The following is a 21,889-nucleotide window of genomic DNA, read 5'->3' on the forward strand; positions in this document are numbered from 1 at the left end:
TTCAAATATTCGTTTGATTGTTTTTAATATAGCATAATATTCCATCATATTCAAACAGACATTTGAATGTATAGGATTACTATCACGAAAGTATAATAAATTGTTTGCGTGCCTGGCACCTCACTTTGATTTCTAGCATAGTAGAGGCTCCTAAATCGTAAAAAATTGATTAGCAATTAGCAATTAGCAAAATAAATTGTTTGAGAATTGTTTGGGTGCCTGGCACTTCATATATGGCACCTTCCGCTCAACAAAAAATCAGCGCATAAAAACATGCGCTGATCGTTTCTATTATTTATTGAGATTTTAATAATACCGTTTTACCTTTAATATCTTCCTTTTTGACAAACGTTTCGTGATAATTACCATTTGCCCAGTCCATTACTTGATCTTGATACCATTCCGATTTCACGTGACCGCTTTGACCAGGCCCTACAATATGGTAAGCAGAGCTTAAATCACCTACATCAGCGACAAAACGCCATGATGCACCGTGATTAACGTTGCCCGCTAAATCATTATCTGCTGCCTGCACCGTCACCTTCGAGCCACCAACCGGAACCTTCTTAGCATTAAAGTATGCAGCAAGTATTGGTGAAGCACTGCCTAATGTATGATCAAACGTTAGTTGGTGGAAGTCACCCCATTGCCATTTCGATACATTTTTCCCGAACTGATTTTCAATTTGTGTAACCGTGCGCTCTAACGCCTCAAAAACTGTGGCATCTACACCACCTTGCTCTTCCATCCAAATACTTCTCTCACCTGCATATGCTTTACGTAGAAGCTGATCAGTAATATTAAATTTACCGTACATCATTTTATACATATCTTCTGGCATCTGCTCTTTAAACAATACTTCTTGTAATTGCACCATTAACGTATGGAACACTAATGGAGCTCCTAAATCTTTGGCATCCACCATGTTCCAATCCTCTAACAATGTAATGACTTCAGTATACTTCCCATCCTTATCCATCTTTTTAATAGACGTTAATAAATCCGGTAAAAATTCACGTGCATATAGATTATGCTGATCCATTTGCAGATTCATCATATCCTCAACTGTTATTGAATCATTTGCTTCTAGCACTTCCTTAATCCGTTCAAAGCGGTAAGGCTGTGCCCAAAAATCTGTAATATGATATGGATATTCGTCGCCAATCACTTCATTGTTTGCTGTTGCAATAAAGCCTTCTTCTGGATTGACAACAGTTGGTAACTCATCCCAAGGAATAAAGCCTTCCCAGCCATAATCACTTGAGTCACCAGGTACTGGTAATTGTCCATCCCCTTGCTTTCGCAGTGGAATTTGTCCGTTAGCTTTATAAGCTATCGTGCCATCCTTAGATGCAAAAACAAAGTTTTGTGCGGGTGCTTTAAAATCTTCTAAAGCCTTCTCAAACTCACTCCAAGATTTCGACTTATTAAAACCAAGCACTGCTCGTAATTCAGCAGTTGGTTGAAGTGCTGTCCACTGCATTGAAAATTGGGCTGAAGGCTCAGTTTCCTTAAACACTAAATCTGTCATAATTGGACCATGGCGTGTAACAATTACTTCAAAGTCTACCGTTTCTCCATCCTTTACCTTTATCGACTCATCACGTACCTCTGCTTGTTCCCACTCACCGTCATAGCGGAATTGTGTTGGATTATCTGGATTTGGAATTTCAATATATAAATCCTGTACATCAGGGCCTACATTCGTTACCCCCCATGCAATTTCTTCGTTATGACCTAAAATAATGCCTGGAATTCCCGCAAAAATTACACCACTAACATTTTGTTCTGGTGATTGTAAATGCATTTGATACCAAATAGATGGTGTACTTAACCCTAAATGAGGGTCATCAGCTAAAATTGGCTTTCCTGACTTTGTTTTATCGCCAGATACTACCCAGTTATTACTGCCATTAAATTCATTGGGTAATAACTCAGCATTAAACTGCCCTACCACAGACACTGGATTCTCTTTATTTGCCTCGATAATCGATGATGCATTTTCAGGATACGTAATAAATAATTCCTTTGCCTTTTCTTCATCAAAGTTTTGTAAAGCCCAATGGCGGAAGGCAAGCGTATTCCAATTTCCACCTAAATCATAAGCCATATATTTTCCGATTGTTAAAGAGTCTACAACAGTCCATTCTTCCGGCTCGTAACCTAGTAACGCAAATTCATAGCTTAACGTATTCGTACTCTTCGCCTCTTCCATAAAGGCGTTTACTCCCTCTGCGAACCATTCAAGAACTTGCTTGCTAGCTGGATCATATGCTGCTAATGATTTTTCAGCAGCATTACGAAGACTAAATGTACGAAAATGTTTATCTGTCTCAATCGTCGCCTCGCCAATGATTTCCGACAGGCGACCACTAGCCTGCCTACGTGCTAAATCCATTTGAAACAGACGATCCTGCGCTTGTACATAACCTTGTGCGCGATACAAATCCGCATCTGTCTCGGCAAATATATGAGGAACCCCTTTGTCATCCCTTGTCACGGTCACATCTTGATCGAGCATACTAACAGCGAGCTCTCCATCAATAATCGGTTTTGATTTATTCATAAACCATGTAAAGACAATAACAGATGTTATTGCGACGACCGCCAACACACCAGCGATTACCCATAACCACTTTTTCCACTTAAACTTTCTCACCTTACAACCCCCTCTATAAGCAATATATTCTTTATTTGGCTTCTCAAATCCTTTTCTACAATCAGAATAACCTCAAATTTTATCGTTTTTTGCTGTATTACGCACTTTTTTTCTACATCGAATTACAAGCAATTCTCTTTATACAAAAAAACCGTATTTCCAAATGGATAATACGGTTCTAGTGTCAGGCACTCAAACAATTCTCAAACAATTTCAAATAAAAAAGGCTATACATTCAGTTGAAGTTCGATTGGGCAATGATCACTGCCCATAATATGTGGATGTATTGTCGCTACATCAATTTGTTCCTTTAAACGCTCAGACACAATAAAATAATCAATGCGCCATCCAATATTTCGTTCACGAACTTTATTCATATAAGACCACCACGTATAATGATCGGTCACATCTGGATGCTTGTAGCGGAAAGAATCTACAAAGCCACCTGCTAATAAATCTGTCATTTTAGCTCGTTCTTCATATGTAAAACCCGAATTACCTATATTTGATTTTGCATTTTTTAAATCAATATCAGCATGAGCAACATTCAAATCCCCACAATAAATGATTGGTTTTTTAGCATCAAGTTCTTTTAAATACAACGCTAATCGATCCTCCCAGTCTAGTCGAAAAGGTAATCTCGCTAGATCACGTTGCGCATTTGGTGTATAAACATTTACCAAATAAAAGTTTTCATATTCTAATGTAATAATTCTTCCTTCATCCTGCGACTCGTCCTCACCAACACCGTAGTGCACAGATAGAGGGGTATGCTTTGTAAAAATTGCGGTACCTGAATAGCCTTTCTTCTGAGCGTAATTCCAATATTGCTCATAACCTTGTAATGCAAGCTCAACCTGCCCCGCTTGGCATTTTGATTCCTGAATACAGAAGAAATCTGCATCTATACTATTAAAAAAATCTAAAAAACCTTTCCCCAAACAAGCTCGTATACCATTGACATTCCATGATATAAATTTCATCCATTCCCACTCCTCAAAAAAACGCCCTTCGCCAAAGCGAAGAGCGGCATTGTTTTTATAGGTCGTCACCGACTATTTTCACTTCTGTTTCCAAATCAATATCATACTTTTCTTTCACTACTCGTTGTACCATTTTAATAGTTGCGATATAGTCAGTAGCCGTAGCATTTCCTTTATTGACAATAAAACCGGCATGTTTTGTAGAAACTTCTGCTCCACCTACCCCTTTTCCTTGTAGGCCGCTATCCTGAATAAGCTTGCCTGCAAAGTGTCCTGGCGGGCGTTTAAAAACGCTACCAGCTGAAGGATACTCTAGTGGTTGCTTCGATTCACGTTGAAACGTTAAATCAGCAATTTTTGCATCAATTTCTTCCTGTACTCCTGGAGCTAATTGAAACTCAGAAGACAGTACATAATAACCTTTTTTGGCTATACTACTTTGACGGTAACCTAATTCTAGCTCTTCTTTTGATAATATTAAAATTTCTCCTTCTTTTGTTAAAACTTTCGAAGAAATAATAATATCTTTTATTTCGCCACCATAAGCACCTGCATTCATCGCCATCGCGCCACCAATAGAGCCTGGGATACCACACGCAAATTCAAAACCAGTAAGAGATGCTGCAGCGGCAAGCTTTGATACATCTTTAATGAGTGCACCACTTTGTGCATAGACATGTTCGCCATTAATATGAATTTCATCTAAATGTGAGAATGTCACAACAATCCCTCGCATGCCTCCATCTCGGACAACCATGTTAGATCCATTTCCTAACATTAATAATGGAATATTATTTAAATGTGCATAGCGAATAACGGCAATTGCTTCTTCCTCTGTTTCAGGAAGAACAAAAACATCCGCTTTACCACCTAATTTTGTCATTGTATATTGCTGTAATAATTCATCTAACTTAATATTGGCCGGATTTATGTTTTGTGCCAAATCCGCAGCCCATTGTTCTTTTGTCATGAGAGCTAATTCCTTTCTAACGTCCTTCTTACTCTACACTAGTATGGATTTAGAACCTCGATTTGACAAGTAAAATGAAGGGTATTTTTCGCGCTTTAACGGGCAGTTTGTTGTCCTTTTCAGTTATCCTCTGTATTTTTCAGAACATCCGTGACTTTATAACTGCCCGATTTATTCAACTAATCATCTAAGAAAAATGGCTTTCACTTGATGAAGTTTAAAGTATATCGCGCATTCACACTGACATTTACAGCTGAATTATCACAAATAATAGTTTCGAATACTATAGCCAGTTAGTAGCCCATGATTCAATATTACGAATAGCACCTTCTAATGCTTGACCTTTATCGGTTAAAGAATATTCTACTCGCACAGGCACCTCTGAAAATACTTTGCGCTCAACAAGCCCCTCTTTTTCAAGTTCCTTTAAACGTTCAGATAATAAACGGCCACTTACAGGCAATGCTGATTCTATTTCATTGAAACGCTGCGATCCGTCTAATAATTGATATAAAATTAGCCCAGTCCAGCGTTTTCCGATTAAATCCATTGCCTTAGCTAAACGAGGACATAAAGTTGTCTCATTCATATTTTTCACCTCTTATGTATTCTATTGTAACGATTAATTTAGTAAAAGTAAATTTAAAGTAACTTATTTACTTGACGTAATGTGTTTACTATTCTATATTTAATTACAAAAAGTAACTTATATATTTGGAGGATTTATTAGCTATGACATTTAAAATTGATGCAAATTTAGAGCTTGAGCATTTACATTTACTTGTACAGTCACTAGAAACAATGACTAATTTTTATAAAAAACTTGGACTTCAAGTCCTCAACCAAACGACAACACAAGTGACATTTTCAATCCTAGGCAATACGAAGCCCATTTTAGTATTATCAACAGAAGAAGGTGTAGCGATTCGTCCACCTCGTACGACTGGTTTATTCCACTTCGCTATTTTAGTTCCTTCTCGAGAGGATTTAGCATATGTGATTGGCAATTTGTTAAACACAGGTGTAGCTATAACAGGGGCTGGTGATCATATTTATTCGGAAGCCTTTTACTTAAACGATCCTGAAGGTAACGGAATAGAAATCTATCATGATCGCCCTCGTACGGAATGGATTAGCGATGGTCATGGTGGGCTAATAACTGGCACAGAGGCAGTGGATATAGAAGGTGTGATGGCATTATATGACCGTCAGCGGCCATGGGTAGGTTTCCCTAAAGGAACAGTATTAGGTCACATCCATTTAAATGTGAGCGTTATAAACGAAGCAACAACTTACTTCTATATAGATGCACTTGGTTTTGATATTATGACTAATTTCCACGATAGCGCACTCTTCATTTCTGCTGGTGGTTATCATCATCATATCGCGGTAAATATATGGCAAGGCGTAGGTGCTCCCGTTCCACCAAAACAAACTACGGGTTTACTCAGCTACACATTCGCACTTTCTTCACATGAAGAACTACAAAACCTGCTGAATAATGTAAAGGAAAAACAAATTCCGTATACATTCGAAAACGATCAGTTAGTAGTTGTAGATTTCAATGATGATGCAATGATTTTTTACGTTCGTTAGTTTATATAAAGGACACCGGTTTTTAATTTCTAGAATAATTGCTCATGTTACAAAGCTTTTGTACATCATAAAAAGGAGAGCTACGATGACTAATCGTACTCTCCTTTTTTATATACTGCATTATTTAATTAAATATTTACCGAAGCCGCCTTCTGTATCACCAAGATACTCGATGTTGCTACCTGCTGGGATGACTTTTTGTGCATCCTTAGCAGAATGATAAATAATCTTTGTATTAGCCGGGAACGGTACAAATGACCAGTTGTTATCTGCAGCAGGATTAATTGTTTTGTTTGCCATAATGTAGTCAACTACGGCTTGACGATTTTCATAAGCATAGTTTGTTACATTTGTGCCTTCCGCATTTTTAAAGGTTGCTCCATAAGAACCACCAACACGGTAATTGTTTGTAATGATAATGAATTCTTGCTCTAGATCAATTGACTTACCATTGTATTGTACATTTTTAATACGGTTCGCTTTTTCATCGACAAGAATACCACGACGATCATATTTTGCTGGAGATGTTACATCAATTTGATATGTTAAGCCATCTAAAACATCAAAGTTGTAAGAGCGTGCTTCAGCATCAATAATATTTTGTTCCTCGGTTTTCGTCGGATCGATTGTTGCGAAAATACCAGCAGCCATCTCTAACCACTCGATAGCTTGTGCACCTGTAACTTTGATCGTTGCAACAGTATTATCGTAATGATAAATGTCCGCCATGTTTTTAATAGCAAGTGGACCTACAGGAATGTTTGTGAAGTCCGCAGGGTTGTTACGAGAGCCCGCTTTGAAAGGAGCACCAGCAGAAAGAATTGGTGTGTTTTCATCAGCAGTCCCTTTTAGTTCTTTTTCAATAAACCATTTTTGAGCTTGTGTTACGATTTGAATAGATGGATCATCTTGAACCATTGAGAAGTAGCTGTGAATAGGTGCAGTCGTTTCACCAACAGCTTGGCGAATATACGTTAATGTACCTTCATGTGCTTCTTTAATAGCGTTTAACACGGTTTGCGATGGTTGTAATCCTTGTTGTTTAATAGAACGGATTGAACCTTGTCCATTTACAACAACCCATTCAGAACCTTGTTGTTCTAATTTCAAATCAATTACACCAAGGTGGCTACCATAGCTACCTGCCATAACTGTTGGAACTCCATTAATAGTCCCTTTTTCTTGATCAACATTTTTAAGGTCTTTATAGTCACCTGGGAATGTTAAATGCGAGTGACCTGTAATTAAAGCATCAATGCCTTCTATTTCAGAAATTTGGTATCCTACATTTTCAGCGCCTATTACATTCGTATCTTCACCGATACCTGAATGAGAAAGCACGACGATTACATCTGCACCTGCTTTTTGCATTTCAGGTACAACTTCTTTAATTGCCTCTACAGGCTCCTGCATTTCTACTTTACCTTCTAAATGAATAGCATCCCATTCAACAATTTTAGTTGGTACAATACCTGTTACACCCACTTTTAGTGTATGTTTTTTACCTGTATTGTCCACAACCTCTTTATCGATAATAACAAATGGTGTATACATATGTTCTTTTGTTTTTGCATCGTAAGTGTTCGCATTCACTACTGGATATTGCGCATCATTCAGTACTTCTGTTAAAAATTCTAAACCATAGTTGAATTCATGATTTCCTAAAGTGCCACCATCATATTTTAGTGCATTTAGAGCAGCAATAGCAGGATGAGTTTCACCTGGTTTTAACACATTTTCTAACGCTTTATAAGAACCTAGTGGTGTTCCTTGAATTAAATCTCCATTATCAAATAATAATGTATTAGGGTTTTCTGTACGCGCTTGCTCAATAAGTGAAGCAGTGTTTGCTAGTCCAACATCAGCAGATTCTGCATCTAAATAGTAGTTATAGTTTGCTAAGTTAGTATGAATATCCGTAGTACCTAAAATTTGAAGATCTACTGTTGTCGCAGATGTAGGTACTTTGTATTCAGCTACAAAACGCTCAACAATACTTTGCATTTGATCGGATGTCACATAGTTACGCGGACGAATTGTATTATCTTCATATCCTTGTAAAATATTCGCTGCTACAGCATTTGCTAAATCTTGCTTATGTGTCTCAGCTACTTGATCAGCATCTTTGAATTTGTCTAATTCACTAAGTGAAGCATTGTTTGTTACTAATCCACGGGCCGAAATAACAAATGCCTGTTGGCGAGTTAATTTATCATTTGGACCAAATAAAGTTGCTGTTTTACCTTTAATTAACTTTAGTTCTACCGCTTTTTCCACATAAGGTGCTAAATCCTTAGGGACATCCGTAAAACCAAGTGAAGACCCGTCACCAAGCTCGACATTCAAGCTTTCTACTAGTTCCTTCACGTAATCTCCACGTGTTACATCATTAGATGCAGCATTCGCTGAAAAGCCAAATGGTAATACTGCAAATAGAACAAGTAACACGGCTAACATTTTAGTTATTATTTTCTTATTCAAGCAATTACCCCCCTATAAATATAATATTTTCCTTCGTTTTCTATTATATTATACTAATCATCAATTTAACTGAATATTTAGTCCTAATTGTATGTACTTTTTAACCAATAGCAGAACACTTTTTAAGTAAATCATACATTATTATCATTTCTTAATTTTCTTTATTTATAGTATGTTATTTTATGTAAATGTTTAATAAATGCACAACACCAATATGTCAGACCTTTATACGTCTACCATACCTTTATAAAAACAAAAAAAAAATCCTCTCAATAATGAGAGGACTTTTAGTAAAAAAAAGTTACTTATGCTTTTACAGCTTGTAAAGATTTTGCTACTTCTTTAACAGCTTCTAGGCCGTTTGCAATAATTTCTTCTGCTTTATCTGGTGTAGCATTATGACCTTCAATGATAACTTCATTAATAATTTCCATACCGAATACGCCACCAACTACGTTTTTAATGTAGTTTACTGACATTTCCATAGGTTGTGCTTCTGGTGCTGAATAATAACCACCACGAGCATTTAGGATGATAGCTTTTTTATCAGTCATTAAGCTAACTAATTGACCGTTTTCATCATATTTGAAAGTGAAACCAGCTTGGTATACATAGTCAATGAAAGTTTGTAATGTAGCTGGGATTGTTAAGTTCCATAATGGGAAAGCAAATACAACAACATCTGCTGCAGTTACTGCATCCATAGCTTTTTGTTTTGCAGCTAAAAGACGTGATTCGATATCAGATAATTCTCCACCGTTTTGCACTTTACCAAATGCGTTGAAAAGATCTTGACCGAAGTAAGGCATATCTTCAGCATACACATCGAATGTTGTTACGTTTACATCTTGTACGCTTTCCATGAAAGTGTCATACATTTTTGTTGAAATTCCGTCTGGACGGTTGTTAGCTTTTACTACTAATACGTTCATTATATAAATCTCCCTTAAATATCTTAGTTTAATATCTCGAATTCAAGATATATACTTATAATAAGAAAATCAGGATAAAAAGTCAATGTTCCTAACCTAAGACTTTTGACTGAATAATTTTAGTATGAGCCCCAAACCGTTACAACGTAATGGCGTCCAGATTTTTTTGAGCCTACTTAAAAAGCTCCTCTGAAAATCCGAGACAGCAGCTGGGGCCTAAGTGCCACCGAATTAAATTAAATTAAAATTCACAGCTCTCATCTGTACACACGCCTGCATCACTAGAGCCTTCCATTTTTAAAGCAGGTTGCAAACCTTCTTCCTCTGCAACTTTGCGTAAAGTATTTTCAAACACCTCTTGTGGTTGTGCTCCAGAAATACCGTATTTACGATTTAGCACAAAAAACGGAACCCCTTTCACGCCAAGTTGAAGCCCTTCTTGTATATCTACTTCCACATCAGCCTCAAAATCGTTGCTAGCTAGAACCTTTATAACATCATCGCGGTTCAGGCCTACTTGTTCTGCTATGTTTACTAACACATCATCATGACTAATGCGCTTTGCTTCTATAAAATGACTGTGTAACAGTGCCTCAACAAGTGCTGTAGCATCCCCTTGTTGTTCAGCCCATTTCACAAGTCGATGTGCTTTTAATGTATTTTCTGTCTTCATTTTATCGAAGTTATAGTTTAAACCGACTTCTTTTGCACGCGCAGTCACACCTTGCGTCATTTCTTTCGCTTTTTCTATTGTCATACTATATTTTTTTGCCAAAGATTCATAGACTGACTCATTCGTATCTTCTGGTGTTGTTGGATCAAGCTGATAGCTTTTATAAACAAGTTCCACCTGTCCCTCAAAGCCCGTATCCTGAATAGCCTTTTCTAATTGCTTTTTGCCAATATAGCAAAATGGACAAACATAATCTGACCAAATTTCAATTTTCATAATTGAACACGCTCCTTTTGCTACATTGTAACGACACCCGTTCCCTTGAAGCAATTTTTATGCTTCATTGCATAAATTTTCAAACCAATCTCCATACTAAGCATAAAAACACTGTGAGGGTTAACTATGACACAATCTCTTTGGCTAGCGACGACCGACTCTGATTCCTTGCCATCATTGACGGCTTCAACTAAATGTGATGTTTGTATTATTGGAGGGGGTTTAACTGGACTATATACTGCCTATGTTTTAGCAAAAGCAGGTGTTGATGTAGTACTGCTTGAGGCAAATGCTAAGCTTAGTCATGGTACGACTGGTCATTCAACAGGAAAATTAACGGCACAGCATGGCTTAGTTTATGCGAATCTTATCGAAAAGCTTTCTGTAGATGATGCTCGGCTTTACTATCAATTGAATCAGCTTGCTATAGAGAAAGCATTACAGTTACTACCTAAAGAGTCCATTCAGCAAGTGGATTCATTACTTTATTGTCAAACAAAAGAAGGCTACTCGCAATTATTAAAAGAGTGGAACGCCTATAAAGTATTAAATATAAAGTCTAAAATTACCTCTGACACAGAGCTTCCATTCCCTGTTACAAAAGCGCTCAGTATATCACAACAGGCGCAAATAAATCCTGTAATGGTTAGCAATTTTCTTATTAAAGAGGCATTATCAATGGGGGCAAAACTATATGCGAATACCCGTGTTCAGCAACTGCAAATTGCGCAAAATAACTTACATACCGAAAAAAATATATCGGTTCAATATAACAAGCTCATTTTGTGCACACATTATCCAATTGAAGCCTTCAAAGGACTACAACTATTAAAGCTTTCAAATAATCGCTCTTATATGGTCGCAAGTAAAATAACTGAGACGTTCCAAGGACAATATTTATCCGTCGATTTCCCTTCCCGTTCTATTCGCACGACGACAATAAATGATGAACATTATTTGCTTCTCGGTGGGGCTAATCATATAGCAGGTGAAACGGCAAAAACCGAGCCCTATTATGACGCCATTCAAAATGAAATGAAAACGCATTTTGGACAGGAGCCACTTTATAGATGGTCGGCACAGGATATTGAAACACCAGACATGGTACCTTATGTCGGTAGAATAACAAAATCCTTACCTAATGTTTTTATCGCAACAGGGTATCGTAAATGGGGGATTTCTAATTCGTTTGTAGCTGGAGATTTACTGTCATCACTTATTACCGAGACTCCAAATGTCAACGGTGCTAGTGCACTCTATTCGCCAGCACGCACGAAATTTGGTGCACAATTTATGCAAATGCTAAAGGTTGGAGGCTTCGTGGCAAAGGAATTTGTCTCAGGCCATATTAAAAATGGCAACGCGCCAACTTGTACACATTTAGGCTGTAAAACTAAATGGAATGAAGCAGACGAAACGTGGGATTGCCCATGCCACGGCTCCCGTTTTAATTCCCAAGGAGAAGTGCTAGAGGGGCCAGCGGTACAGCCTTTAAAGCTTGACTAAAAAGGATAGCCCATTACGTCAGCATTCCCTTTACATTCTGTCTTTGGAATAGCAAAGAGCTTTAGTGGAATGTTGCGAAGGCGGTGACTCCTGCGGGATTGCACGCATAGTTAGACGTAACAGTCGGTGCGATAGTGACCGTTGCAGCCTACAGTGTGCATATAGAAAGGTCAGCCGTAGCGGACAACATCGCCAATACAAAAAAGTGTTAGATTGATGACAGTCAATCTAACACTTTTCCTTTTAGTCCTAGCCTCATTTACGTTTGGGCTATACCTTAAATTATTTTAAAGCTTCCGTTAATACAGGTACGATTTGTTTTTTACGGGAAACAACACCTGGTAATACAACACGGCTGTTTGTAAGCTCAGCACCAAATGCTTTTGCTGCAGCTTCAGCAACTTGTCCAATTGCAACAGCTGTTGAATCATTGTTTAAAATATCTGTTACGACAAAGAAGAATAAGTCTAAGCCATTTTCGGCAACATTTTTGTTTAAAAGAATTTCTAATTCCTCTTGTCGACCAAGTACGTCATTAATATCGACAGCATTTACTTGAGCAACGACTGATTTATATTCACCGAACTGGAACTCTTTAGCATCTAATGATAAAAGATCTTCTAATGATTTATCTGAAAGATCAGCGCCTGCTTTCAACATTGCTAGCCCATAGTCAGCAGCGTCAACTCCTGCGATTGTTGCTAGCTCTTGTGCAGCTTTGACATCCTGTTCTGTACAAGTTGGCGATTTATATAATAATGTATCAGAAATAATAGCAGATAACATTAAACCAGCAATATTTGATGGTACTTCAACATCATTTTCTTTAAAAATTTTATTTAAAATAGTTGCCGTGCAACCAACTGGCTCTGCACGATAATACAATGGGTCTGCTGTTTGGAAGTTTGCAATACGGTGGTGGTCGATTACCTCTGTAATTTGTACTTCTTCAATTCCATCAGCTGATTGTTGGAATTCATTATGGTCTACAAGAATAACTTTTTCCGCTTCCCCTACTACGGAAGTAATTAAACGAGGTGCCTCAAAGCCAAATTTCTCTAGGGCATATTTTGTTTCGTTATTTACTTCACCAAGACGTACTGCTTCAGTATCTACTCCAATTTGTTGTTTTAAATATGCATATACTATTGCAGATGTAATCGTATCTGTATCTGGATTTTTATGTCCGAAAACTAAAACTTTACTCATTAATACTTTTCCTCCTAAATGGCTTCTACATTTTCATTTATTTTAACATAATTTATGACAGAACATGATATAAAGAAAAACTTTCATCATCCTGCATTTTCGTTAACTATCTTCTTGTTCATTCACGCTGCGCTATACTATAATAAAAGCATTCCCCTTCATTTTATAGTTTATCTATTTTTTACCATGCACTATTTTACTTTTTCTATGTTAAGCATAAATTTCCTTATTTTAGATAGATATATAGTTGTGATTTTTATACAAGAAACGATAATTTTATGCTATTATCATGTAGTCAATTTTTTTTTTAGGAATTACAGGAATGGGGATTATGATGACAAAGAAGATGGAAAAAAAGTATATTCCTTTAGCAAGCTATTTTGACGTAGCTTCGCAAAATGAGATTACATTATCCTTTAGCGCATTAGAAAACATTATGGGACAAGCTTTACCCAATGCTGCATATTTGAATAAGAGCTGGTGGAAAAAAACAAAGCCCCCTCTTACGCACTTTTTATCTTGGACAAATGCAGGTTATTATGTCATTGATGTCAAATTGGGCACGAGTGTCACTTTCTCTCGCACACAAGAGAAAATACCTTCGGACAATATTTCTGAAAATAACGAAAATACTTCTGCGTACATAATCCGAGCGATTGAAGCAACAGATGCTAGAGCATTTATTCTTTTACAAGAAGAAATCCTTCAGCAAACTGACTTTTTGTATAATGCAGAAAATGAGTTAGAGCTAACCGTACAGCAGCTAAGAAAAGACCTAACTTATTGGAAGCAATTAAAAAACCGCACGATTTTACTTTGCATTTTAAATGGCACATTTGCGGGTTATGCCGTTATCCATGGTTATAAGCATTCTAAAGCTAAACACGTTGCATCAATTCACATGGCCGTAAAGAAAGAACACCAACGAAAAGGTATCGGTTCAGCACTTATGAATGCAGTGGAAGACTGGGCTAGCAAAAGAGATATATCTCGCTTAGAATTATCCGTTATGGAGCATAATGATGCTGCGTTACAGTTATTTAAAAAACATGAGTTTCAGCAAGAAGGAACCCGCGCCAATGCTATTAAACTAAAAGATACTTTTAAGGCTGAATATAGCTTCAGCAAAATTTTATAAATTATTTCCCAAGGATGTCTAATGCCTTATTTGGACATCTTTTTTTACTTCTAATTCGAAATCACCTATCGTAAAAAACGTATAGATTAGTGGCTGTACCCCAATCTATACGCTGTATTTTATTAAAATACTTGTTTCTCTCTTGCAATGTCTAAAAACAATAAATTATTTTCAACTTGTTCATACGATTGTTGATATTGCTCATACCGCTCTTTATCTTGGCTAATCATTTCCTCAATCAATGCATGCATAAAGGAAAACAGTACTGGCACAATGTCCAAAGAAGATTGATTTTTCAAGCCTAATGCAAACAACGCACTTGCATAATCCCTTATTGGAGACAACGCCGAACCTGTAATAGCAATGATTTTCACCTTTTTCATTTTAGCAATTTCAACAATTGTTTTGACATCATTGGATTGTTTATCACATGAAAAGACGATTAACGTTGTACGTTCGCTCATACTGTTTATTTGTTGAACAAGATCATCTGAATCTGTTCGCAACTGCTTGATATTTGTTCGTAAAGTTTTTAACGTATACGATAACCAATTTGCAACGGAAGCATCTTGGCGTGCACCTAAAATATAAATAGTATCTGCTTCATGCATCCATTTCGAGCTTTTCTGAAGCATACTATCGTTAATGAGATGTATTGTATCTTGAATGTTTTGCATGTCGCGTTGCATTACCTTGCCAACGCTAGAAGTCTTCTGCTTGCTCGTCATATATGTAGATTGGAGAGGCGTTCCCTCATTTTGAGAGTTTAAATAACTTCTTAATTCCTCCTGTAGCTCGACATAACCTGACAAATCCATTGCATAACAAAAACGAATAACGGTTGATTCACTTACATTCGCTTGTCTACCCACTTCAGCCGCCCCATTGGCAATGACAACCGCTGGATTACTCATAACAAATTGCGCGACTTTACGTTGTCCTTTTGACAGCCTGACATACCTTTTCTTTATATCTTCTTTTATACTCATTCCTAACAACCTTTCTTTCAAAGAAATTATCACGAATGGAGATTATTCCCTACTGATTCTAAATTCGATTAAAAATACAGTATCACGATTACAATTTGAATACAATGACTTTTCAGAAAAATCTTTAACACATTAATACACTAATGCAATAGTTCGTAATAAATTGACATATAATCTTTGTATCTTCAATATTAAAAATATCCTTATTAATATTATAATTTCTACTGTATACAATATTCAATTCGAAATTTTAACACATTTCAGATAAATGTGTATAAAAATAAATTATTATTTTATTTTTTAAAGGACGAGCATTTAAAAAAGTCTTGGATTCAAATAGAATCCAAGACTTTCTTTTTTATTCTAATTCAATTTGTTTTGTTTCTGTCCCTAAAAATATAACACCAATGACCCCGATAATTATTGCACCACAGAAAATCGCAAAAATATAGCCAATATCATAGCCTGCTGTTAACAAGGATCCTACTAATAACGGCCCAAAAATACCGCCAATTCTTCCAACTGCCGCTGCCATGCCTGCACCTGTACCACGAATAACTGCTGGATACTGTTCTGGTGTGTAAGCGTATAGTGCACCCCATGCACCTAAGTTAAAGAAAGATAAAAACATACCCGATATTAATAGCACTGCCATCGTCTCAGCATTACCAAAAATGAAAGCACTTACAGCCGTTCCAATTAAATAGGAAATAAGTACAAATTTCCGTCCGAACTTTTCGATAAACCATGCAGCTGTGAAGTATCCTGGCAGCTGTGCTAACGTCATAATCAGTACATACTTAAAGCTAGTAATCATATCAAAACCTTTTCCTACCATTACGCTCGGCAACCATAAGAACATGCCGTAATACGAGAATACAACGGTGAACCAAAGCACCCATAACATTAATGTCGAACGTGCATATTTTTTCGACCATACTTCCCGTATATTGAGAAAGACACTGCGCTTTTTTGATTCAGCCTTTGCAGTAAATTGCGGTGAATCTGGCAAATGCCAACGAAGGTAAATAGCGTACACTGCAGGAACAGCTGTTAATAATAAAGCTACACGCCACCCCCATGTAGGTATGACAAAATAAGATATAAGTGCTGCAATTAGCCAACCTGCTGCCCAAAAGCTTTCCAGTAATACGACTACTCTTCCACGTTCTTTCGCCTCCACACTCTCAGAAACAAGTGTAGATGCTACTGGTAGTTCTCCTCCGAGCCCCATCCCTACTAAAAAACGTAATGCCATAAATGCTACTAATGTTGTCGTAAATGCGGAAATGCCGCTTGCGACGGAAAATAGAATTAGTGTCCACATAAAAACTTGCTTACGCCCGACTTTATCGGCAAAAATTCCAAATGCCAGTGCCCCTACTGCCATACCAATAGAATTGATACTACCAATCCAGCCCATTTGACTTTTTGTTAAATCCCAATCTACCGCTAGCGCAGTAATAACGAAAGATAAAATACCGACATCCATCGCATCAAAGAGCCAGCCAACACCTGCAACTCCTAAGAGCTTGTTACGTGAAATGGATTGTTCTGTCTTTATTGTTGTCATTATAACCACCTGTCTTTACACATGACTTTACATTACGAGTTTACTATACAGTTGTTTCGAGAAAGTGACAAGTAAAATTCAAATGACCGAATTGTTTAGACAATTTATTAATTGCTATTGAAAATATATAGTCATTTGCGTTAAAATGTCTCTTATACAAAAACAACTGTTCTTTCTATGAGAACAAAAGGAGATCGTTACGTTATGTGGAAAGGCCTTATTGAAGAATATAAACAATTTTTACCCGTAACAGAAAATACACCTGCGCTAACATTAAACGAAGGCAATACGCCTCTTATACATTTAGTTAATCTATCAAAACAGCTTGGTATCGAGCTTTATGGTAAAATAGAAGGCGCAAATCCAACCGGCTCTTTCAAAGACCGTGGTATGGTATTTGCGGTAGCAAAGGCTATTGAGGACGGTAGTAAATGTGTAATTTGTGCCTCAACAGGAAATACTTCAGCAGCAGCTGCAGCTTACGCAGCTCGCGCAGGTATTCAGTCGATTGTAGTTATTCCTAAAGGGAAAGTAGCCCTTGGTAAACTAGCACAAGCGACAATGTACGGTGCAAAAATTATTGAAATTGATGGCAATTTTGATGATGCTTTAAATATTGTGCGCCAAGTAAGTGAGACGACTCCAGTAGCACTTGTCAATTCAGTTAACCCATACCGTATTGAAGGGCAAAAAACAGCTTCATTTGAAATTGTGGACGCTTTAGGTTCTGCTCCAGACTATTTATGCATACCAGTTGGGAACGCAGGTAACATCACTGCTTACTGGAAAGGCTTTAAAGAATATAACGATGTGAAAGCTTCAGGTTTACCAAAAATGTACGGCTTTGAAGCAGAAGGAGCCGCAGCAATTGTAAAAGGTGAAGCAATCCCTAACCCAGAAACAGTTGCAACAGCTATCCGAATCGGAAACCCTGCTAGCTGGCAATTTGCTGAAGCAGCTCGTGATGAGTCTGGCGGTATTATTGATTCTGTAACAGACGAAGAAATTATAGCAGCTTACAAACTAATCGCAGGAACTGAAGGAATTTTTGTTGAGCCCGGTTCAGCTGCATCATTAGCAGGTGTTATTAAATCTGTTGAAAACGGTAAAATTGCTAAAGGCTCAAAAGTCGTGACAGTATTTACTGGTAACGGCTTAAAAGATCCAGATACTGCAATGAACGTTTCAACAGTAGACGTCGTATCTCTTAAAAATGATGAAGAACAAATTCGTAAATATATCGAGGATGTACTATGAGTAAAAAGTGGCAAATTACCGTTCCTGGGAGCACAGCCAATTTAGGCCCTGGCTTTGATTCTATCGGACTCGGCTTGTCTCTTTATTTGAAATTAGATGTTTCCCTACAGGATAATTGGGAGATCATACATCTCGATGACAACGGTCCTAGTGAATTTGAGCTAGAACAACATTTACTATACATTATTACCAAAAAAATTGCTGGTCAGTATAATAAACAATTACCTGCTTGCCGAGTTGAAATGGCAAGTGAACTACCATTAGCCCGTGGTTTAGGAAGTAGTGCTGCTGTCATTGTAGCGGGTATTGAGCTAGCTAACCAATTATGCGATTTAAAGTTAACTATACAGGATAAACTAAATTTATCTTCTCAAATTGAAGGGCATCCTGATAATGCGACTGCCTCGGTACTTGGTGGCTTGACGATTTCCTCAATGGATGAAATCGGAATAGTAGATACATTCCATGTAAATGATATTAATGCTTCTTTTGTTGTGTACGTACCAGATGTTGAGCTAAAAACGAGTGAGTCTCGCTCCGTTTTACCAAAACAATTAGATCGAGCATATGCCGTACATGCCTCTGCAAACGCTAATATGCTAGCTGCATCTTTAATGTCACGAGATTTTAAACGTGCAGGACACTACATGGAAGCGGATTTGTTCCATGAACCTTTCCGTTCAACATTGATACCTCAATATGCAGAAATCCGTGAAGCTGCAAAAGCACATGGTGCATACGGTACAGCATTAAGTGGAGCGGGTCCGACACTCATTTCCATTATTCCAACTACTATTGCTGATGACTTTGTTACAACAATGCAGGCAAAGTTCCCAGAACATCAAGTCATCTTAACGAAGGCCGATGAGCATGGTGTACAAGTAAAATAATTGTAGAACGTCTACTTCAAAGTAGGCGTTTTTTCTTGAAGGAGGAAGTACATTGAAACCAATTATTTTCTGCGATTTTGATGGCACTATTACAGAAACAGATAATATTGTCTCCCTGATGACGCATTTCGTTCCTGAGCAATCTGAGAAAATTGCAAAGGCAATGATGGCTCAAACAATTAGCTTTAAAGAAGGTATTACTGCTATGTTTGATCTTTTATCGACTAACCAAAAAGATGATATCATTCAATATTTGAAGGAGACCACCGTTATCCGTGAGGGCTTTAGCGAATTTGTCCGCTATGCGCAGGAGCACGACATTCCATTTTACATTGTTAGTGGCGGTGTAGATTTTTTCATTCAACCATTGCTTGAAAGATTCGGACCCTTTTCAGGAATTTATTGCAATAGTGCTGACTTTTCTGGAGAGCAAATCACCGTTGTCTATCCTCATAGCTGCGATGAGCATTGTGCAAAATTCCCAACACAAAGTTGTGGTTGTTGCAAGCCAACTGTCATGCGAGAAATGGCACAGCACGATCAATTTAAGATCGTTATCGGTGACTCTATTTCCGATTTTGAAGCTGCTAAACAAGCAGATTTAGTGTTAGCTAGGGAGCAATTAATTGATCGCTGTAAAGATTTACATATCCCTTATAAGCCTTTTAACACTTTTTATGACTGCTTAGAGACAGTTAAGGAATTGATAGAAGCATAATAAAAGGAATCTAGCCGATAAGACTAGATTCCTTTTTTAATAGCAAGTTAAGCACTTAGCTAATAATACTAAACTAATAGCCATTACTGCCATTCCGGCAACTAAACCATACATTGATAAATGTGTTTCATCGTACCTCTGTGCGGCTGGTAGTAGCTCATCTAATGATATAAATACCATTATTCCTGCAACACCTGCAAATACAATACCGAACATGACATCCGATAAAAACGGCATTAAGAGTAAATAAGCTACTAGCGCACCAACAGGCTCTGCTAACCCCGATAAAAAAGAAAGTTTAAATGCTTTTCTACGATTTCCTGTAGCAAAATAAATAGGAACGGAGACAGCAATTCCTTCAGGGATATTATGAATGGCTACAGCAATTGCAATCGCAATGCCAACATTCGGGTCATTCATAGCAGACATAAATGTTGCTATGCCTTCAGGAAAATTGTGAATACCTATTGCAAGTGCAGTGAATACGCCCATTTTCATTAAGTGGCTTTCATCTACCTGTGGTTTAATAGCATTAACATCTTCCACAAGCTTTACTTCATGAGGATTAGTCGATTTCGGAATAAACTTATCAATCAAAGCTATAAATAACATTCCGCCAAAGAAACCCGCTATCGTCATCCAATAACCATTAGTTGTACCTAAGGCATTGGTTAATGCATCCTTTGCTTTCACAAAAATTTCTACAAGTGACACATAAATCATAACCCCTGCCGAAAAACCAAGAGCTAGTGATAAAAATTTAGTATTAGTTCTTGAGGTAAAAAATGCGATTAAACTTCCTACTCCTGTTGCAAGTCCAGCAAAAAGGGTTAACCCTAAAGCAAATAAAATTTGTCCTTCCAATTCCTTCTTCCTTTTCTCTTTTTTTCATTGTACTCATCTTAGCTTAAAAGTTTCCTATAAGCAATTCTTTTTTGCAAGGAAAATACTTTATTGATATCACATAAAAAAATCATAAAAAAGCAGTACCTTGGATACGGTACTGCTGACAAATGCTTAATTTAGGTTATCGAAAGCTTAAAAATCCACTTCGCTTTTCGCAGGCCACTTTGTAAGACGCAACCGTCGCTGCCGCCTTTTGCATCTTACTTCTAGTACTATTCCTGCAGGAGTCTTCGTGGATTTTTACTTGGATGCTATAAAAATTCAGAATTGTTTGGGTGACTGGCACTTAATTTTTGGGTTTAAACAGTCGCTTACGTCGTTCATACCAAAGAACGCAAATGATGAACCATGTGTAACCTATACTCCACCCAGCTAGCACATCTGAGGCAAAATGACGCGCTCCTGCTACTCGTGATAGGCCAATAAGAATTGTTAGCACAATTGCACCTATCCAAAGCTGTATTTGACGTGCCTTAGTGTTATTTTCAGATAATAAATAGGCGACAGTAAATAAATACAATAGGCCTGACATAGCATGTCCGGATGGAAAACTGAATGATGTTAATTGATCTTCTATTTCAGGGCGCGGACGTTGCACCCATTTTTTCAACATTTGATTTAACACATTCCCTACGGCAAATGTTAACACTACAAATAACATGCCCCGGTAATTTTTCGCTCCCCATGCTAAATATACAATTAATATAATAGCGACCGCGACTACAAATTTAGGCTCACCAATATAATGAAAAATCTCTATATACCGATTGCCAAACAGTATTTCTGCCACTTTTTTATCGAAGCTTAAAATCATGTCACTGTTGTATGTTAAGCGCAAAGCAAAAAATACAATAAGTGTTACAATCGCTAATGGATATGACCATTTTTTTATCAAAATTTCACCTCAAAGCACATTCACGCAATGTTTTTTCACATCATACCATAATTAGGTGAACTTGAGAAAATATACGACATCTGATTTATAGCATAAAAATGTACTTAATTATATTAGCTAATATAATGGATTCTTCATTCGGCTTATTAAAGTAATTTGAAAGCGCTAATGCTACGATAAATAAAATAGCAACGATAGGTAGTATTTTTCTAAACAACATCAACACTCCCTCACCTTT

General features: G+C 37.2%; 19 protein-coding genes. 6 read left to right on the top strand and 13 right to left on the bottom strand.

Annotation, left to right across the window (positions count from 1 at the left end):
- Positions 1-295: 295 nt before the first annotated feature.
- From ACQKNX_RS19255 to ACQKNX_RS19270, 4 genes are all read right to left on the bottom strand, one after another.
- Positions 296-2,659, bottom strand: coding sequence for a penicillin acylase family protein (locus ACQKNX_RS19255; RefSeq protein WP_427430238.1), 2,364 nt, complete (start codon positions 2,657-2,659; stop codon positions 296-298).
- A gap of 227 nt (positions 2,660-2,886) precedes the next feature.
- A complete protein-coding gene (locus ACQKNX_RS19260) occupies positions 2,887-3,642 on the bottom strand; it encodes an exodeoxyribonuclease III (protein ID WP_427430239.1) in 756 nt (251 codons plus the stop codon).
- Positions 3,643-3,697: 55 nt separating this feature from the next.
- Positions 3,698-4,612: a UDP-N-acetylmuramate dehydrogenase gene (gene murB / locus ACQKNX_RS19265; protein WP_427430240.1), complete on the bottom strand. Its 915-nt coding sequence runs from the start codon at positions 4,610-4,612 to the stop codon at positions 3,698-3,700.
- A gap of 283 nt (positions 4,613-4,895) precedes the next feature.
- Positions 4,896-5,201, bottom strand: a complete 306-nt coding sequence (locus tag ACQKNX_RS19270) for a winged helix-turn-helix transcriptional regulator (protein ID WP_340822016.1) — start codon at positions 5,199-5,201, stop codon at positions 4,896-4,898.
- A gap of 143 nt (positions 5,202-5,344) precedes the next feature.
- On the opposite strand from ACQKNX_RS19270, the gene ACQKNX_RS19275 reads away from it, so the two are divergent.
- Positions 5,345-6,208: a VOC family protein gene (locus tag ACQKNX_RS19275; RefSeq protein ID WP_427430241.1), complete on the top strand. Its 864-nt coding sequence runs from the start codon at positions 5,345-5,347 to the stop codon at positions 6,206-6,208.
- Positions 6,209-6,328: 120 nt separating this feature from the next.
- On the opposite strand, the gene ACQKNX_RS19280 is transcribed toward ACQKNX_RS19275, so the two are convergent.
- The 3 genes from ACQKNX_RS19280 to ACQKNX_RS19290 form a co-directional block, all read right to left on the bottom strand.
- Complete coding sequence (locus ACQKNX_RS19280) at positions 6,329-8,689, bottom strand: bifunctional 2',3'-cyclic-nucleotide 2'-phosphodiesterase/3'-nucleotidase (protein WP_427430242.1); 2,361 nt, start codon at positions 8,687-8,689, stop codon at positions 6,329-6,331.
- Positions 8,690-8,994: 305 nt separating this feature from the next.
- Positions 8,995-9,621 (bottom strand): FMN-dependent NADH-azoreductase, encoded by a 627-nt coding sequence (locus tag ACQKNX_RS19285; RefSeq protein ID WP_427430243.1) that lies wholly within the window; start codon positions 9,619-9,621, stop codon positions 8,995-8,997.
- A 241-nt stretch (positions 9,622-9,862) separates the two neighbouring features.
- Positions 9,863-10,570: a DsbA family oxidoreductase gene (locus ACQKNX_RS19290; RefSeq protein WP_427430244.1), complete on the bottom strand. Its 708-nt coding sequence runs from the start codon at positions 10,568-10,570 to the stop codon at positions 9,863-9,865.
- A 126-nt stretch (positions 10,571-10,696) separates the two neighbouring features.
- Here ACQKNX_RS19290 and ACQKNX_RS19295 point away from each other — a divergent pair, with 126 nt between their 5' ends.
- On the top strand, positions 10,697-12,076 hold the full coding sequence (locus ACQKNX_RS19295; protein WP_427430245.1) for an FAD-dependent oxidoreductase: 1,380 nt from the start codon (positions 10,697-10,699) through the stop codon (positions 12,074-12,076).
- Positions 12,077-12,358: 282 nt separating this feature from the next.
- On the opposite strand, the gene ACQKNX_RS19300 is transcribed toward ACQKNX_RS19295, so the two are convergent.
- On the bottom strand, positions 12,359-13,285 hold the full coding sequence (locus ACQKNX_RS19300; RefSeq protein WP_427430247.1) for a manganese-dependent inorganic pyrophosphatase: 927 nt from the start codon (positions 13,283-13,285) through the stop codon (positions 12,359-12,361).
- Positions 13,286-13,616: 331 nt separating this feature from the next.
- Between ACQKNX_RS19300 and ACQKNX_RS19305 the strand changes: the two genes are divergently transcribed.
- Positions 13,617-14,423, top strand: a complete 807-nt coding sequence (locus ACQKNX_RS19305) for an N-acetyltransferase family protein (protein WP_427430248.1) — start codon at positions 13,617-13,619, stop codon at positions 14,421-14,423.
- 122 nt (positions 14,424-14,545) lie between these two features.
- On the opposite strand, the gene ACQKNX_RS19310 is transcribed toward ACQKNX_RS19305, so the two are convergent.
- Complete coding sequence (locus tag ACQKNX_RS19310; RefSeq protein ID WP_427430249.1) at positions 14,546-15,412, bottom strand: MurR/RpiR family transcriptional regulator; 867 nt, start codon at positions 15,410-15,412, stop codon at positions 14,546-14,548.
- 358 nt (positions 15,413-15,770) lie between these two features.
- Positions 15,771-16,985 carry an MFS transporter gene (locus tag ACQKNX_RS19315; RefSeq protein ID WP_427430250.1) on the bottom strand — a complete coding sequence of 405 codons (1,215 nt, stop codon included), beginning with the start codon at positions 16,983-16,985 and terminating at the stop codon, positions 15,771-15,773.
- 204 nt (positions 16,986-17,189) lie between these two features.
- On the opposite strand from ACQKNX_RS19315, the gene thrC reads away from it, so the two are divergent.
- The 3 genes from thrC to ACQKNX_RS19330 are packed head-to-tail and all read left to right on the top strand — an operon-like array spanning position 17,190 to position 19,850.
- Positions 17,190-18,242 (top strand): threonine synthase, encoded by a 1,053-nt coding sequence (thrC, locus tag ACQKNX_RS19320; protein ID WP_427430251.1) that lies wholly within the window; start codon positions 17,190-17,192, stop codon positions 18,240-18,242.
- On the top strand, positions 18,239-19,132 hold the full coding sequence (gene thrB / locus ACQKNX_RS19325; RefSeq protein WP_427430252.1) for a homoserine kinase: 894 nt from the start codon (positions 18,239-18,241) through the stop codon (positions 19,130-19,132). The genes thrC and thrB overlap by 4 nt, the downstream gene beginning before the upstream one ends.
- 52 nt (positions 19,133-19,184) lie before the next feature.
- A complete protein-coding gene (locus ACQKNX_RS19330; RefSeq protein WP_427430253.1) occupies positions 19,185-19,850 on the top strand; it encodes a 2-hydroxy-3-keto-5-methylthiopentenyl-1-phosphate phosphatase in 666 nt (221 codons plus the stop codon).
- 36 nt (positions 19,851-19,886) lie between these two features.
- Here ACQKNX_RS19330 and zupT read toward each other — a convergent pair whose 3' ends face one another.
- The 3 genes from zupT to ACQKNX_RS19345 all read right to left on the bottom strand — a co-directional run bounded on the left by zupT (position 19,887) and on the right by ACQKNX_RS19345 (position 21,871).
- Entirely contained in the window at positions 19,887-20,714 is an 828-nt protein-coding gene (gene zupT / locus ACQKNX_RS19335; protein WP_427430254.1) for a zinc transporter ZupT, read from the bottom strand.
- Between the two features lie 328 nt (positions 20,715-21,042).
- On the bottom strand, positions 21,043-21,648 hold the full coding sequence (locus tag ACQKNX_RS19340; protein WP_427430378.1) for a phosphatase PAP2 family protein: 606 nt from the start codon (positions 21,646-21,648) through the stop codon (positions 21,043-21,045).
- Positions 21,649-21,736: 88 nt separating this feature from the next.
- Positions 21,737-21,871, bottom strand: coding sequence for a hypothetical protein (locus tag ACQKNX_RS19345; RefSeq protein ID WP_340821996.1), 135 nt, complete (start codon positions 21,869-21,871; stop codon positions 21,737-21,739).
- Positions 21,872-21,889 lie beyond the last annotated feature (18 nt).

Source organism: Lysinibacillus sp. NPDC093712 (assembly GCF_050280025.1).
Lineage (GTDB): Bacteria > Bacillota > Bacilli > Bacillales_A > Planococcaceae > Lysinibacillus.

Coding starts and splice junctions, on each gene's coding strand:
- thrC (WP_427430251.1), top strand. CDS start 17,190: ATGTGGAAAGGCCTTATTGAAGAATATAAACAATTTTTACCCGTAACA.
- ACQKNX_RS19275 (WP_427430241.1), top strand. CDS start 5,345: ATGACATTTAAAATTGATGCAAATTTAGAGCTTGAGCATTTACATTTA.
- ACQKNX_RS19300 (WP_427430247.1), bottom strand. CDS start 13,285: ATGAGTAAAGTTTTAGTTTTCGGACATAAAAATCCAGATACAGATACG.
- ACQKNX_RS19315 (WP_427430250.1), bottom strand. CDS start 16,985: ATGACAACAATAAAGACAGAACAATCCATTTCACGTAACAAGCTCTTA.
- ACQKNX_RS19310 (WP_427430249.1), bottom strand. CDS start 15,412: ATGAGTATAAAAGAAGATATAAAGAAAAGGTATGTCAGGCTGTCAAAA.
- ACQKNX_RS19345 (WP_340821996.1), bottom strand. CDS start 21,871: ATGTTGTTTAGAAAAATACTACCTATCGTTGCTATTTTATTTATCGTA.
- ACQKNX_RS19290 (WP_427430244.1), bottom strand. CDS start 10,570: ATGAAAATTGAAATTTGGTCAGATTATGTTTGTCCATTTTGCTATATT.
- ACQKNX_RS19285 (WP_427430243.1), bottom strand. CDS start 9,621: ATGAACGTATTAGTAGTAAAAGCTAACAACCGTCCAGACGGAATTTCA.
- ACQKNX_RS19260 (WP_427430239.1), bottom strand. CDS start 3,642: ATGAAATTTATATCATGGAATGTCAATGGTATACGAGCTTGTTTGGGG.
- ACQKNX_RS19305 (WP_427430248.1), top strand. CDS start 13,617: ATGATGACAAAGAAGATGGAAAAAAAGTATATTCCTTTAGCAAGCTAT.
- murB (WP_427430240.1), bottom strand. CDS start 4,612: ATGACAAAAGAACAATGGGCTGCGGATTTGGCACAAAACATAAATCCG.
- ACQKNX_RS19295 (WP_427430245.1), top strand. CDS start 10,697: ATGACACAATCTCTTTGGCTAGCGACGACCGACTCTGATTCCTTGCCA.
- thrB (WP_427430252.1), top strand. CDS start 18,239: ATGAGTAAAAAGTGGCAAATTACCGTTCCTGGGAGCACAGCCAATTTA.
- ACQKNX_RS19270 (WP_340822016.1), bottom strand. CDS start 5,201: ATGAATGAGACAACTTTATGTCCTCGTTTAGCTAAGGCAATGGATTTA.